This is a genomic window from Erwinia billingiae Eb661 (assembly GCF_000196615.1).
GTDB lineage: Bacteria > Pseudomonadota > Gammaproteobacteria > Enterobacterales > Enterobacteriaceae > Erwinia > Erwinia billingiae.
This window is the reverse complement of sequence record NC_014306.1, coordinates 1,074,661-1,089,115: the sequence shown is the minus strand read 5'-3', so window position 1 is coordinate 1,089,115 and position 14,455 is coordinate 1,074,661. Positions and strand designations below refer to the sequence as shown.

17 protein-coding genes are annotated in these 14,455 nt (G+C 56.1%); 11 read left to right on the top strand and 6 right to left on the bottom strand.

Going from position 1 to position 14,455, the window contains the following annotated elements:
* Positions 1 to 34 precede the first annotated feature (34 nt).
* On the top strand, positions 35 to 898 hold the full coding sequence (locus EBC_RS06280; protein WP_013200952.1) for a BadF/BadG/BcrA/BcrD ATPase family protein: 864 nt from the start codon (positions 35 to 37) through the stop codon (positions 896 to 898).
* Positions 899 to 950: 52 nt separating this feature from the next.
* Positions 951 to 2,063: an ROK family transcriptional regulator gene (locus EBC_RS06275; RefSeq protein ID WP_013200951.1), complete on the top strand. Its 1,113-nt coding sequence runs from the start codon at positions 951 to 953 to the stop codon at positions 2,061 to 2,063.
* A 52-nt stretch (positions 2,064 to 2,115) separates the two neighbouring features.
* Here EBC_RS06275 and EBC_RS06270 read toward each other — a convergent pair whose 3' ends face one another.
* Both EBC_RS06270 and EBC_RS06265 read right to left on the bottom strand, forming a co-directional pair.
* Positions 2,116 to 3,207 (bottom strand): ABC transporter ATP-binding protein, encoded by a 1,092-nt coding sequence (locus tag EBC_RS06270; protein ID WP_013200950.1) that lies wholly within the window; start codon positions 3,205 to 3,207, stop codon positions 2,116 to 2,118.
* Positions 3,208 to 3,214: 7 nt separating this feature from the next.
* Positions 3,215 to 3,820, bottom strand: coding sequence for a GNAT family N-acetyltransferase (locus tag EBC_RS06265; RefSeq protein WP_013200949.1), 606 nt, complete (start codon positions 3,818 to 3,820; stop codon positions 3,215 to 3,217).
* 557 nt (positions 3,821 to 4,377) lie between these two features.
* Here EBC_RS06265 and EBC_RS06260 point away from each other — a divergent pair.
* The 3 genes from EBC_RS06260 to EBC_RS06250 all read left to right on the top strand — a co-directional run bounded on the left by EBC_RS06260 (position 4,378) and on the right by EBC_RS06250 (position 7,475).
* A complete protein-coding gene (locus EBC_RS06260) occupies positions 4,378 to 5,724 on the top strand; it encodes an extracellular solute-binding protein (RefSeq protein ID WP_013200948.1) in 1,347 nt (448 codons plus the stop codon).
* 63 nt (positions 5,725 to 5,787) lie between these two features.
* Positions 5,788 to 6,660: a carbohydrate ABC transporter permease gene (locus EBC_RS06255; RefSeq protein ID WP_013200947.1), complete on the top strand. Its 873-nt coding sequence runs from the start codon at positions 5,788 to 5,790 to the stop codon at positions 6,658 to 6,660.
* Positions 6,660 to 7,475, top strand: coding sequence for a carbohydrate ABC transporter permease (locus EBC_RS06250; RefSeq protein WP_013200946.1), 816 nt, complete (start codon positions 6,660 to 6,662; stop codon positions 7,473 to 7,475). The genes EBC_RS06255 and EBC_RS06250 overlap by 1 nt, the downstream gene beginning before the upstream one ends.
* Before the next feature lie 58 nt (positions 7,476 to 7,533).
* On the opposite strand, the gene iraP is transcribed toward EBC_RS06250, so the two are convergent.
* Entirely contained in the window at positions 7,534 to 7,830 is a 297-nt protein-coding gene (gene iraP, locus EBC_RS06245; RefSeq protein ID WP_013200945.1) for an anti-adapter protein IraP, read from the bottom strand.
* Between the two features lie 352 nt (positions 7,831 to 8,182).
* Here iraP and EBC_RS06240 point away from each other — a divergent pair, with 352 nt between their 5' ends.
* The 4 genes from EBC_RS06240 to EBC_RS06225 all read left to right on the top strand — a co-directional run bounded on the left by EBC_RS06240 (position 8,183) and on the right by EBC_RS06225 (position 11,282).
* A complete protein-coding gene (locus EBC_RS06240) occupies positions 8,183 to 8,560 on the top strand; it encodes a hypothetical protein (protein ID WP_013200944.1) in 378 nt (125 codons plus the stop codon).
* Positions 8,561 to 8,749: 189 nt separating this feature from the next.
* Complete coding sequence (locus tag EBC_RS06235) at positions 8,750 to 10,198, top strand: sugar porter family MFS transporter (RefSeq protein ID WP_013200943.1); 1,449 nt, start codon at positions 8,750 to 8,752, stop codon at positions 10,196 to 10,198.
* Between the two features lie 114 nt (positions 10,199 to 10,312).
* Positions 10,313 to 10,510 carry a hypothetical protein gene (locus tag EBC_RS06230; RefSeq protein ID WP_013200942.1) on the top strand — a complete coding sequence of 66 codons (198 nt, stop codon included), beginning with the start codon at positions 10,313 to 10,315 and terminating at the stop codon, positions 10,508 to 10,510.
* 1 nt (position 10,511) lies between these two features.
* A complete protein-coding gene (locus EBC_RS06225; RefSeq protein ID WP_013200941.1) occupies positions 10,512 to 11,282 on the top strand; it encodes a hypothetical protein in 771 nt (256 codons plus the stop codon).
* 49 nt (positions 11,283 to 11,331) lie between these two features.
* On the opposite strand, the gene crcB is transcribed toward EBC_RS06225, so the two are convergent.
* The gene (crcB, locus tag EBC_RS06220) at positions 11,332 to 11,709 is read right to left on the bottom strand and encodes a fluoride efflux transporter CrcB (protein WP_013200940.1); all 378 of its coding nucleotides are present in this window, start codon (positions 11,707 to 11,709) and stop codon (positions 11,332 to 11,334) included.
* Positions 11,710 to 11,874: 165 nt separating this feature from the next.
* Between crcB and EBC_RS06215 the strand changes: the two genes are divergently transcribed.
* A complete protein-coding gene (locus EBC_RS06215; protein WP_013200939.1) occupies positions 11,875 to 12,918 on the top strand; it encodes an FUSC family protein in 1,044 nt (347 codons plus the stop codon).
* 3 nt (positions 12,919 to 12,921) lie between these two features.
* Here EBC_RS06215 and EBC_RS06210 read toward each other — a convergent pair whose 3' ends face one another.
* A complete protein-coding gene (locus tag EBC_RS06210; RefSeq protein ID WP_013200938.1) occupies positions 12,922 to 13,563 on the bottom strand; it encodes an LbetaH domain-containing protein in 642 nt (213 codons plus the stop codon).
* A 227-nt stretch (positions 13,564 to 13,790) separates the two neighbouring features.
* On the opposite strand from EBC_RS06210, the gene EBC_RS06205 reads away from it, so the two are divergent.
* A complete protein-coding gene (locus EBC_RS06205) occupies positions 13,791 to 14,306 on the top strand; it encodes a GNAT family N-acetyltransferase (RefSeq protein ID WP_013200937.1) in 516 nt (171 codons plus the stop codon).
* Here the strand turns inward: EBC_RS06205 and EBC_RS25700 are convergent.
* Entirely contained in the window at positions 14,281 to 14,439 is a 159-nt protein-coding gene (locus tag EBC_RS25700; protein WP_157868006.1) for a hypothetical protein, read from the bottom strand. The genes EBC_RS06205 and EBC_RS25700 overlap by 26 nt on opposite strands.
* Between the last annotated feature and the right edge of the window lie 16 nt (positions 14,440 to 14,455).

Here is a 14,455-nt window from a genome sequence, read left to right as displayed (position 1 = left end):
CACACTGTGGGTCAACGCCGGTCACGGGAGGATCATGCAATCAGAATTTTTGATCGGAGTAGATGGCGGCGGCACGCATTGCCGGACCAGACTCACGACGCCTGACGGCAGGATCCTCGCGGAGTGCACCGGCGGATCGGCCAACGTCTATTCTGATTTCACCGGCGCGCTGGACCGCGTCAACACGCTGATCGAACAGACCTTTATCGCCGCTGACCTGCCTTTATCGGCGCGTAAAAACACCCACGCGGTATGGGGACTGGCAGGGGCGAATGTGCCGTCGGTCGACCAGCGTTTGCAGCAACATCCGTCTTCTTTCGCCCGACTTTCGTTATTCTCTGACGTCGATATCGCCTGCGCGGGCGCCCATCAGGGGCAACCGGGCGCGGTGCTGATTGCCGGTACCGGCAGCCAGGGCGCGGCCTGGGACGGCACGCGTTTTCACCGGGTCGGCGGCTGGGGATTTGCGCTTGCCGATCACGGCTCTGGCGCATTGCTGGGCCAGCGCGCGCTGCGAAAAGCCTTACAGGCTCATGATGGCATTATTGCCGTCACTCCGCTGACTGAGGCCGTGATGCGCCATTTTTCACACTCACCGGATGCGCTACTCAGCTGGACCCGGCACGCCACGCCCGGTGACTGGGGACATTTCTCGCCCTGGGTGTTTGACGCCGCTCAGCAGGGTGATGAACTTGCCGCTGAGCTGATCGCCGAAAGCGCCGCAGAAGTGACGGTGATGCTGGATGCGCTGGCGCAAGCCAGCCACGGCCCGCTGGCGTTGATGGGCGGAATGGCCGCCCCGCTTCTCCCCTGGCTGGCTGCAGCCACGCGCAATAAGATTGTGCCTGCACAGGAAGATGCGCTGTCAGGTGCTTTGCGTCTGGCCAGCCTCTGTTGAGCCGGTCAACCGCTGACAGCCAGCCACTTACTTTTTGAGACCCGCACCTTTTATGATCGCACCGAACGTTACCTCCCGCATTTTGCGGCTGATTGTTGAGAACTCCCCGATCAGCCAGTCCGATCTGAAAGTCCGCAGCGGGCTGAGCATGTCGACCGTGTCCCAGGCGGCAAACCGCCTGCTGAGCCGGGGGATCATCATTGAAAAAGGCCTGCGCCGCGTCTCGATGGGCAGACCCAAAACCCTGCTCGGCCTGAATCCGGATTACGCCACGGTGGTCGGCATCCAGCTCAATGCGGAACGTAACCTGATTGTGCTGACCGATCTGACCGGCAACCTGATTGGCGAGCAGCAGATGCCCTCAGGCGAGCTGACGCCCAAGCAGCTCAGCGATGCGCTGGCAAAGTTCCTGAAAACCGTTGAGGACAAGCGCGTGGCGGCGATTGGTCTGGCGCTGGCAGGGCTGGTCGATCCGGTCAGCGGCCACTGCATCCGTTCGACGGTGCTGGACTGGACCCACGTGGCGATTGCCTCATTGCTGGAAGAACGCTTTGCCATTCCGGTGTATATCGAGAACGATGCCAATGCGCTGGCCCTCGCCACGCTGGTCTTCGGTCAGCTTGGCGCAGCGCAGACGGCGATTATCGCCACCTACGGTAAAGGGATTGGTGCCGGGATTATTCTGGATCGGGCGCTGTATCGCGGCCGCACCGGCACCGCAGGCGAGATTGGTAATGCGCTGCTGAACGATGGCTCAAAGTGCACGCTGGAAGAGATCGCCTCGTCCAAAGCCATTCTGAAGACCCTGCAGCAGGCCGGTGAAGCGGTGCCGGCCAATCTGCTGGCGCTGGATAAACACCCGTCACCGCTGGCGCTGCAAACGCTGGCGACGGCCGGTCAGCATCTGGGCCTGTCGCTGGCAAACCTTGCCGTGGCCTACGATCCCGATGTGATCTACCTGGCGATGGAGCCACAAATGGCTTCGCGCATTTTACTCGATCAGATCAGCCAGAGTTTCCAGGAGTATCGCCTGAAGCTGACACCGCAGCTGACGCCGCTGCAGTTCCTCACCGAATCCAGCCGCATGTGGGCCCTGGGCGCAGCAGGATTCACCGTAAACCGGCTGATTGACGTGCTGTCGGCGCAGGCAGATGAAGAAGGGTAACGGGTTTACGGGCAGGTTCTGGCGGCGGGATTAACCGACGCCAGGCTGAAATCTAGCGGATGCGCATGCCCTGCTCATTGAACAGCATGCAGTGCTGCGGATTAAGCGCCAGCTGCACCTCTTCTCCCAACTCAACCTCCTCCATTTTCCGCGCTTCAATCACCAGCAAACTCTCGCGGCCAATATCCAGATAGAGATAGTTGGTGTGGCCAAGCCGCTCGGCAAATGACAGCGTACCGGGGAATGACCAGTCACGGTTATCCTGTTCGGCGCTGACGAAATGCTCAGGTCGGATGCCCAGCGTCACCTTCTGCCCTTCCTCCAGCGCGGCGTGCACCGGCAATTCAATCGACGTCAGCTTCAGCTCCGGCACCGCCAGCCGCACCTTACCCGCTTCGACAGACAGCACGCGGGCGCTGACGAAGTTCATTTTCGGTGAGCCGATAAATCCGGCGACAAACAGGTTGTCCGGGTCGTGATAGAGATCCAGCGGCGCGCCGACCTGCTCAATTTTCCCCTGCCGCAGCACCACGATGCGATCCGCCAGCGTCATCGCCTCCAGCTGATCATGGGTGACATAAATCATGGTGTTACCTAGCGATTCATGCAGTTTGGCAATCTCGATACGCATCTGTAAGCGCAGCTCGGCATCAAGGTTGGAGAGCGGCTCATCAAACAGGAAAATTCGTGGCTGACGAATGATCGCCCGGCCAATCGCCACACGCTGGCGCTGGCCGCCTGAAAGCGCGCGCGGATGGCGATCCAGCAGTTCGGTCAGGTGCAGTTTTTCGGCGGTGATCGCAATCTGTTCGGCAATTTCCGCCTTCGGCCGCTTTGCGACTTCCAGCGGATAGGCCAGATTGCCTTTGACCGTCATATTGGGATAGAGCGCGTATGACTGGAAGACCATCGCAATGCCGCGTTCGGTAGCCGACTGGTGGGTCATATCCTGTTCATCGATAAACAGTTCGCCGCTGCTGATCTCTTCCAGGCCGGCGATCATCCGCAGCAGCGTGGACTTGCCGCAGCCGGATGGGCCCACGAACACGATAAATTCCCCGTTATCGATTTTCAGATCGATGCCGTGGATCACATTGACGTGCTCGTAAGACTTTTTGACGTTTTTTAAGTGCAGAGTAGCCATAGCGTCCTCAGTTCAGATCCTGGCCCATATAAATGGCATTGCTGCGGAAGAGCGGCTGAAAACCGAGTTGCTGATAGAAACAGGCAACCGCTTCATTTTGCAGGCTAATACCGAGATAAACGCCGCTGACACCTGCGGCTTTTAATGCGGCAAGTTCATGTTCAATCAACCGTTTCCCCCAGCCGCCGCGCTGGCCTTCTGGCAAGATATTGATATGCAGATGCGCGGGATAGCGGCGGGTCAGCGTCTCAGAGGCGGTTTCAGGCTGGCGAACCGCGTCGAGGATTTTACTGTCCAGCGGTTTAACCGGCTGACGGTCGGCAAAGCGTTCCACCTGCAGTGGCCACCACTCTTTCAGCAACTGCTGCTCAAACGCCACGGTGTCCGGCGTTGCCACCACATAGCCGATCACCTTGCCGGCTTTCTCCAGAACAAAGGCGAAATCAGGGGCAAACAGCGCATAGGGCACGGCAAAGCGGGTGCCCGGATAGTGAGGATCGGCATACAGATCGCTGGCATCTTTGCCTGCATCCGCGGTTTTCAGGCAGATCTCATAAAGGGCGTCAGTATCATCGGCGGTTGCCGGGCGGATCTTTCCTTCAAGCAAAGTCATCGTCCACGCTCATACAGTCGGTGAAGAAGAGATCACCAACTTAAATAAAGCCGACTTTGTTTTCAAGAAAAAATAATACCCCTGTGCCGCACCTGAGCCGCTGAGATTATGCAGTCGATCACAGTCTTGAACTTTAGTCTGGGGTGAGAACCCCCGCAAACGGCAATCTGACGGCAAAATCGCGTCATAATGCAGGCGCAGTGCCCTTCCCTGATAATATGGCCCCTGACGACATACTATTTTCATATGACCATTCAGTGGATTAGCTCACCCCAACGCCCACCATACAGAACACCTGATCGCCCCAGGCAACCCGGCGTTTAAGCAGGAAAAGCGCGATTCTGCAGTTTTTCACCCTGAGAAATGAAAAATTATCAGTTTTTCTGCTCTGCATCACCTTTCAGCAATGCGGAGGTGGGGATGTTTGACTTTATTTAATCATTAAAGTAAGTATGAACTAAGGCTACGTGATCATCTATAAACGCCCTCATGCAACCAGCGGGAAAGTCGGTTGCCATCATGAAAGGATGCTCTCTTGATGTTGGAGAAACAGATCCATGTTCACTGCTTCCAGGGTTACCCGTTCTTCCCGCACTGTCACTGCCCGCCCGGCGCTGTCGTTGCTGGCGGTTGGCTTGCTTACCGCACTGTTCCAGCTGCCCGCGCAGGCGGACACCAAGCTGTCCGAGTGGGATATCTATAACTATCCGTCTCAGACCTCGGCCATCGATGAAGCGATCAAAGAGTTTACCGCGCAGAATCCGGGCGTCAGCATTGACCGTTCCGTTCACTCCTTTGACGATACCCGCATCCCGCTGAAACTGTCGCTGAACTCCGGTGACGGCCCGCAGGTTGCCCAGGTGAATCAGGGCGGCGGTGATATGGGTGCGCTGGTGAAAGAGAAGCTGCTGATCCCGCTGGACGGCTACGCCAAACAGTATGGCTGGACCACGCGCTTCCCGGATTCGATGCTGAAGCGCAACCGCTGGTCTGATAGCCAGCAGTTCGGTAGCGGAAGTCTGTATGGCGTTGCCAGCCTCGGTGAAATGGTCGGGCTCTATTACAACAAGCAGCTGCTGGATAAGGCCGGGATTGCCGTGCCGAAAACCATGGCTGAGTTTGAAGCCGCGATGGCGAAGCTGAAAGAACAGGGCACGGCGCCACTGATGTTAGGCATCCTCGACGGCTCTGCCGGCCAGCAGATGCTGACCACGCTGTGGCAGGATCAGATTAGCAGCAGCGATCGCAAAGCGATGGATGACCTGATTTACGACGTCGGCGGCACCTTTAAAGATGCGAAATTGCAGAAAGCTGCCGCCCTGATGCAGGAGTGGAATAAGAAAGGCTACTTCTTCCCAGGCTTCCAGGGCATTGGTAAAGACGATGCGGCCACGCTGTTCCAGAGTGGGCAGGCCGCGTTCTTTGTCAGCGGCACCTGGTATATGGGGCAGTTCAAAGATAATAAAGATATTCACTTCGCTGCGTTCCCGCAGTTCGACGGCGTCAGCAAACCGCTGATGGTCGGCGGAACCGATTTGCCGTTCTCCATTACCCTGACGGCGAAAACCAAAGAACAGCAGGATGCGGCGGCCAAATACATTGATTACATCGTTTCCGACAAGATGGCTGAGAAATGGCTGAAGGCTGGCTTCCTGCCCGCCAGCGCCAACAAGGATGCCAAACTTCCGGCGGACAACCCGTTGCTGGCCGATGTGTATAACGTCTGGACCACGGTTAACGGCCACGATGGCCTTGGCCACTACGTGGACTGGGCAACACCGACCATGGGCAATGCGCTGAATGAAAATGTGCAGCTGCTGCTGGCCGACAAGCTTACGCCGCAACAGATGACCGACAAACTGGATACCAATTACCAGCAGTACCTCTCCAGCCTGAAAAAGTAAGCCCTCTGCCCGGCGCTGCGACAGGCCGGGCCGTTATTCAGTTTGACGCGCGAGAACACCGTTATGCTTAATAAGTCACGACTGCAAAATGCGCTGTATATTTTGCCCTCAATGCTTATCTATTCGCTATTTTTGCTGTTCCCTTTGCTGGTCTCGGTCGGCGTCAGTTTTACCTCGTGGGACGGTGCGACCCGGCCGATTTTTATCGGGCTGAATAACTTTATCCAGATGTTTAGCGATCCGGTGTTCTGGGTGGCGATAAAAAATAACGCCGTACTGATGCTGTTCTACACGCTGTTCCCGCTCTGTATTGGCCTGGTGTTGTGCAGCTTCCTCAACGATACCCGCAATAACAAAGAGCGCAGCCTGCTGCGTATCCTGTTCTTCCTGCCTTATATCATGCCGATGGCGGTGCTCGGCGTGGTCTGGCGCTGGTTATATAACCCGGCCTTTGGGCCGATCGATCACTTCTTCCGCGCGATTGGATTGCCGCAGCTGGCGCTGTCCTGGCTGGGGGATTTTGACTGGGCGTTACCGGCGGTCGGCTTTGTCGCCACCTGGTACTTCTTCGGCTTCTGTCTGGTGCTGTTTATGTCCGGCCTGCAACGTATGGATCCGTCATTGCTGGAAGCCGCCGATCTGGATGGCTCGTCGCGCCGGCAGAAGTTTATGCGCATTACCTTGCCTGGCCTGCGGCCTGAAATTCGCGTCGCGCTGCTGCTGACGGTGATCTCCAGCCTGAAAGCCTTTGACCTGGTGTACGTGATGACCCATGGCGGACCAGGCACCTCCACGCTGGTGACCAACCTGTATATGTATCAACAGGGCTTTGATTTACGCCACTACGGTTACGCTTCGGCGGTGGCCATCGTCGGGATGATCATTGTGTTTGCGATCAACAGTATTATTCATTTTGCCATCCGGGAGCGTCACTGATGCGCGCTACGCCTGTTGTTTCACGTGCGGTTATCTGGCTGATCGCCATTGTCACCATTCTGCCTTTCCTGATGGCGTTGATGACCTCGTTCAAAACGCAAAGCGAGCTGTTTGCCGGGGTGTTTGCCCTGCCCTCGCACTTCAGTTTTGCTAACTACGTTTCCGCCTGGCGGGAAGGCCATTTCAGCACCTATTTCCTTAACTCGGTGCTGGTGGTGTTTCCGGTGGTGATTATCAGTATCCTGGTCGGCATTCTGTCCGGGTTTGGATTCGCCTTCCTGCGTATTCCGGGTAAAACGGTGTTTGCCGCGCTGATGGCGTTAGGCATGGTGCTGCCCAGCGAAGCCTTTATTATCCCGCTGTACCACGAATTGCACTGGATGGGACTCACCAACACCTATCTGGCGCTGATCCTGCCGCAGGTGGCGCTGTCGCTGCCGTTTACCACGCTGATGATTGCCACCGCTTTCCAGCAAGTGCCGAAAGAGCTGGTGGAGGCGGCGGTGATGGATGGCTCGAAACGCACGCGCATATTATGGGGGATCCTGGTGCCGGCAATCGTGCCGACGCTGACCACTCTGGCGCTGCTGCTGTTTATCTGGACGTGGAATGAATTCCTGATCCCGCTGATTCTGGTCAACAAGGATGAACTGAGGACGCTGCCGATCGGCATGATGTTCTTCCAGAACAAAAACACCATCAACATTCCGGTGCTGATGGCCGGCGCGATGATCGTAATTTTACCGCTGGTGGCAGTATTCCTGGTGTTCCAGCGTAAGTTTATCAGCGGCGTGACGGAAGGGGCGGTGAAATAATCGTCGCGCTTATGCGGCCTGGGGGAATGCATCGGTGCATTGTCCCAGGCACAGGCGCTTAGCTTTGCTCTTCGGTATCGGATTTCTCGTCAACGTAGCGGGTAACGGCCAGCAGGCGGTTAACGTGGGTCAACAGCAAATCAACATCCGACTGCATAAAACCCTGACCTGAACTTGAGGCGGTGACAATCGCATTCTGGATGTTTTCAGAAATGTTATTGGCCCCTTCTTTACCTGCAGTCAGCAACAGAGCAGCAATCAGCAGAGATTGGGCTTCGACTTGCGCGGTCAGTTCCTTCGCGTCTACATCGATTTTTGCAATCTTCATCAAGATATCAATAACTAACTGTTTCATGGCCTGCTCCTGAAATAATATGCCCCCGAAATTACCATCACCTCTGGTCACGAGTAAACAGGATTTCGCTGACTCTTATTCAGAACTGTTGGGATATTTCTGGCGGCATTACCCGCTGTATCAAACGCTTGCCGCGCTGCTTCCCTGCTTCTGAATGCGTAATTTTCCTAAAATCTCTTCATGCGGTGGCGAACAGGCCGATTTCGACTAGATTTAAGCTGCCAACCGGCTATCCCGCCGGGTTTGGCGCACTCCCTCTACTAATTACACGAATAACCCTGTTATTCCGCCCTCTGTCCAGGGCGTTTTTTTGATTACACACACAGAGAAAAAACGGAGAGGTTAATCCGTCATGGATAAAAATCATTTTTATGAGCGACTGACGCGCTGGCAGCATCTGCGCTTTAATGACGTCACCCTGCGTGAACGTCCCGACACACAAGCCTGGAATAAGAAGTACGAGATTTATATTCAGGACAAGAGCAAAACATCCGCGCAGCTTTACATCCGCACCACCCAGCCGGGTGAGGATATTGCGCAGGTGTTGGGCGAATATCTGAAGTTGTTGCAGGAGTACAACGGCAGCGACATCGCCGTGGCGGCACCACAGGAAACGCCGGTTGTTGCGCGTGGCATCACCAAAGAAAGCTGTCGGCCACTGACCGGCAACCACCAGCCCAGGCTGCATACCACTACCCCCGCTTCAAGGCTGACACGCAGCCTTTCCTAGCAGGCATCAGGCTGCCGGCATTATCCCGGTAGCCTGTCTGTCACTTCCCGCCCCGCCTGATTACCTCGCAAAAAATTAAAAATCGTCATTTCGCTGGCAAATTCGCATATCTGTCTTAAATTTAAGGGTCGTGTGATCTGCATCACACTACTAAAAACAGAATAATAACGTTTTTCCAGGGAGTGACTTGTGACTGACTCATCAAACAGTGGGACGACGGCGGCAAAAGCACCGCAGCCGACCGAACCGCTGGTAAAAGTAATTGCGTTTATTGCCACGCTGGGCGGCCTGCTTTTTGGCTACGATACCGGCGTGATTGCCGGTGCTTTGCTGTTTATGAAGCACGACCTGCATCTGACCTCACTGACCACCGGGATGGTCACCAGCTTCCTGATCCTCGGGTCGGCGATTGGGGCGATCTGTGCCGGCCGCGTGGCCGATCGGTTTGGCCGCAAAAAGGTCATTCTGGTGATGGCGGTGATCTTTATGTGCGGCTCGCTGGGCTGTGCGCTGGCACCGAACGTGGTGCTGATGATCCTGTTCCGCTTTATCCTCGGCCTGGCGGTCGGTGGCGCAGCGGCTATCGTGCCAATCTATATTGCGGAAATTGTCCCGGCTAACCGCCGCTGGCAGTTTGTCACCCTGCAGGAACTGATGATTGTTTCCGGTCAGCTGATTGCCTACACCAGCAACGCGGCAATCAATGAAGTCTGGGGCGGCGAAACCACCTGGCGCTGGATGCTCGGCGTGGCCTGCGTGCCGGCGGTGATCCTGTGGGTCGGCATGCTGTTCCTGCCGGATACGCCGCGTTGGTATGCGATGCATGGCCGCTACCGCGAAGCGCGTGACGTGCTGGAGCGCACCCGCCATTCTGGCAGAGTCGAAAAAGAGATGAGCGAAATCCGCAAATCGATGGATTCGAAAAGCCAGAAAAATGCCCGCCGTCAGAAAACCATCTCGGTATGGATGAAGCGGCTGGTGGCGCTGGGGATCGGTATTGCGATGCTGCAACAGCTATCCGGCGTTAACACCATCATGTTTTATGCGCCGACGATGCTGCAGGCGACCGGCCTCGGTACCAATGCCTCGCTGCTGGCAACCATCGCCAACGGCGTGATTTCGGTGATCATGACCTTTGTCGGCATCATGTTACTGAGCCGCTTTGGCCGCCGTCCGCTGCTGCTGGTGGGTCAGATCGGCTGCACCTGCTCACTGCTGGCGATCGGTCTGGTGACCTGGCTGATGCCGGAAACGGTGCACGGGCAGCCTGACGTGCTGCGCAGTTACCTGGTGCTGGGCGGCATGTTGATTTTCCTCAGCTTCCAGCAGGGCGCGCTCTCTCCGGTGACCTGGCTGCTGCTGTCGGAAATTTTCCCGATGCGCATCCGTGGTATGGCCAACGGCATCTCGGTATTTGCCATGCAGATGACCAACTTCTCCATCGCCTTTATGTTCCCAATCCTGCTGGAAGCCTTCGGTCTGACCACCTGCTTCTTTGCCTTTGCGGTGATTGGCGTCGCGGGCGGGATTTTCGCGCTGATTTTTGCGCCGGAAACCCAGGGCAAAACGCTGGAACAGATTGAAGTCCACTTCAAAAAACACCTGCAGGACGATCCGGCGCCGCAAACCGGTAGCTGATAATGCGTGCCAGGGACGGCACATCAGGTCTAATTGTTGCATTTCATACTAATCTTATGGAGAGACGTCGGTTTGCCGACCAGGCTTAGTGCTTATTCTTAAGAAAGGATCGTCATGTTCAGGTTTTTATGTTCCCTGTTTTCCAGCCCCGAATTGCTGCTGCAAGTCATGAGCCAGCAAGATATTGAAGAATCCATTGAAGAAGGTGAGCGCATCCTGATTGATGAGGATGGCAGCGCAACCGTGAATATCTTCAGCCCGGATGTGCGTGAGGATTTTGCCCGGCACGTCAACGCGCTGAAGAGGGCTTAACATGGGAACGGCAATATTTATGGTGCTGATGGTGTGCGGCTACTGGTACACCAGTCGCGACCTCTCCACCCGGTTTAAGGTAAAACGCTCTTTCGGCTGGGATGTTTACTTCCTGGTGGCCCTTTACGGCTGTATTTTCGTGCTGCAAGGGGTGATCGCTACCGGAATTATCTGGCTAATCCTGCTGATTGTTTCCGCCGGGCTCAACGCCTTACCGCAGCTGAATGAAGGCTTACACCATCACTGGCAGGTCGAGTTTATGACCTGGAGCTTCCTCGGTATTCAGGCACCGGTGGTGATCATGCTGGCCTTTGCCGTGGCGTTCTGTCTGTATCGCTCCAGCTGGTCTGGCAGTGCCAAACTGAACAGCTCGGGCCGTAAAAAACTCTATAAGAAACTGTCGCGTTCGAATGGTGTTGAAGGGCTGATGTTCCAGTGCATGGAAGAAGGTGAGCTGGCCTGGGTAACGCTGAAATCCCGCCGCATCTATATCGGCATGATCCACACCGCCACTTATGACAATGCCACCACCGCCAATATCGTGCTGATCCCGATGCTCAGCGGCTATCGCGATGGCAAAACCCTCAGCCTGTGCATCGAGCACAACTACAGCAAATGGTATGACGAGCATGGGATCACGCTGGATTCAGAACCTAAATCCGCGATGGCGTTCCGTAAAGTGATCATGCTTGATCAGATTGAAAGCCTGTCGTTGTTTGATGCCGCCAGCGCCAGCGCATTGGCAATGAAGAGCGACGAAGAACCGGCCTGAGGATCGCGGGCAGCAGCAGCGCGTTGCCGCCCGGTCTGTGAGTTGCGGGTCAGAACAGCAGTGAAATCAGCCAGAAGCCGGCAAAGGTCATCAGCAATGAGCCAATGACGTGGGTGAAGACCGAAATCATCGCCCACAGATAATTGCCGGCCTGCATCAATCCGACGATCTCCATTGAGAAGGTGGAGAACGTGGTTAAGCCCCCGCAAAACCCGGTAATAATCAGCAATTTCCACGCCGGATCGAGTTCCGGATTACGCAAGAAGTAGGCCATTGCCCCGCCGATGATAAAACCGCCCACCAGATTGACCGTCAGCGTTCCCGGCGGAAGAGACGGAAAAATCGCGTTCAGACGCACCGACAGCAACCATCGCAGGATACTGCCTGCGGAACCGCCCACTGCAATTGCCACTAACGTCTTAAGCATAACTCTCTCATTGTTGACCCATCACCCGGAACGTTAGCCTACTGAGCAGGCTCATTTTTTGCAATAAGCAAAGGTCAGCGGCGCCGGTGATGATCTGCCGGCGGTGGGCTGCTAAGCTTCAACGTTTCGTTAACCTTATTGTCAGCCCAGAGAGCCCGAATCCCGATGCGTCTTTCCGCCGTTTTAAAACACGATATGCTGCTTGGCCTGTGCTGCCTGCCCGCCATTGGGGTAATTTTTCTGGTCGGCTTCCTGTTTCAGCAGGTGCCTGCAGCCAGCATCATGGCCAGCGGTGCGCTGACCTTAGCCTTCGGTGCCAATAAAACCTGGGAAGGATCGTCGTTTTCACTGTTGCTGACCACCAGCCTTGGCCTCGCCTTCTCTTCCTGGCTGGGCTGTCTGACCGGCAACGTGATGCCGCTGTATATCGCCGTGGCGATGCTGTATGCCGGCGTCTATGTCGCGATGGCGAATATCGACAGCAGCGCCTGGTGGATGCTGTTGCAGTGGTCAATTGCCTATCTGGTCTCCGGCTATTATGCCGGCAACATGGCATACGCCGCCGAGCGCGCGGCGTTAACCGGCGCGGGCGGCCTGTTGCAAATGGCCTTTCTCTATCTGGTGTTCCGCCGCTTTCCCTTCCATTTACAGGACATCAGCCCGCGCTCCTGGCTGATGTTCTTCCGCGTCACGCTGAGAAAATACAAACACAAAATCCATCTGCAATGGTCGGTGTTTTATGCGCTGCTCACCATGTGTCTGGCGCTGAGTACGGTGGAAATTTTCCAGATGAAGAACGGTTACTGGGCGGGCATGACGCTGCTGTTCTGCCTGCGGAATAACTACAAGGATACCTTTTCCCGCGTTCAGGCCAGGGTGTTGGGCACGCTGATGGCCAGCATTCTGGCCGCAACCCTGGTGCGCTATTGGCACAGCCCGTTGTTCCTGGTGTGCAGCTTTATCCTTTGCGGCTATATCGCCTTCACCTTCTCCTATTCACTGATTTCCAAATCCTATTTCGTCTTTACCTTCTTTGTGACGCTGATGGTGATCTTTATGATTTCAAGCCTGGGCGTGACGCAGACCGATGCGGTTGCCACTCACCGGCTGGAAGCCACCGCCATGGGCGGCGCATTTGCGCTGTTTGCCATCCTGATGACCCGCCTGTTTACCCGCAGGCAGATCGTCAGAAAATCGTCAAAGCCGTAAGCGCTAACGGGAAAGCGGATCCCAACGGTCACAAAACGCGTTGATGTCGGTGGCTTTAAAATCGGCCAGATGCGCCATGATCTCGCTCATCGGCCAGTCCCACCAGGCAATCCGCGCCAGCCGTTCCGCCACCTTGGGCGAAAAGCGCGCTTTGATCACTCTGGCCGGCACGCCGCCGACAATGGTGTAGGGCGCGACATCTTTGGTCACCACCGCACCCGCGGCAAGCACCGCGCCAACCCCCACCGTCACGCCGGGCAATACCGTCACCGCATGGCCGATCCAGACATCGTGGCCAATCACCACCTTGTCCGCCCGTCGGGCGGCGAAAAAGTCACGGTCACGCTCGGCGGTGGCGCTGTAATATTCCGCGCAGTAGGTAAAGCGATGCTGTGAAGGCCGATCGATCGGATGGTTGGGTGCCCCTAAGCGGACGTTAGAGGCGATGGCGGTGAATTTGCCAATCTCACTGTCAGCCACCGTACAATACGGGCCAAGATAGCTGTAATCGCCGAGGCTGGCATACTCCAGGTGGCTATGGGCGAGGATTTCACAGCAGCGTCCAATCTCCACTTCACGCAGCGTGACGCTCTCATCGATAAAGGTGTCGGCTAACTTAGGCTGATGCAATTCAATGACGGTCATAAAGCCTCATCTGGTCGGATATCTGGATGAGTGCAGCGCGCACAAAAAGCGGAGCTGCCCTGCATCGGGTTAACTTCAGCAGAGGCTACTCTGGCACAGCCAGATGACAGATTGGTGGAGCGGAGATGACAGACAGCCTTAAGTTAACATTTTGCTGAAAATTCATTTTTCAGCGGCGGATCTTGCGTGATAACGTCTTGCAATCAATCCCTTACTTGCGAACGATTATGCACAGCAGCCCACGACTGACGCTTCGCCCGGTCACCTCCGCAGATGCCCAGGCCCTGTTTGCTATCTATGGCGATCCGGCGACCAACCTGTTCAATCCTGCCGGCCCGTTTTCCTGCCAACTGGTCGCCGATGAGGTGCTGGATAAGTGGCTTGTACACTGGCAGCAATTTGGCTTTGGTAACTGGGCGCTGACGCTGACAGGCAGTGACGAGGTGATTGGCTTTGGCGGCCTGACGGTGCGCCAGGTGAATCAGCAGGATTTCATTAATTTGGGCTATCGCTTCAGCACGGTGGCGTGGGGAAAAGGGCTGGCCACGGAGTTTGCCCGGTGGGCTGTTGATTTTGGCTTTCGGCAGCTCGGCATGACCGAGATTTCCGCCACCGTCAGGGAGAATCACCTGGCATCGCAAAAGGTGCTGATCAAAGCCGGGATGCGCTGCACCGGGATGATCCTCGACGTGGAGGGCTTTCAGCCCAGCTTATTTTTTACGGTTCGTCAGGAGGCTGGGTAGCCTCTGGCTCCTCCGGCACATCGTCCGGGAGGAGCGCCTGTAAAAAGGATTTTTGCTTGCGGGTTAACGCCCAGCCGGCTAACGGCCCATCTTCTTCAACTTCCCGGTTGTCATCGTCCTTCCCTGCAGTCATGCCGCCATTCCCCACA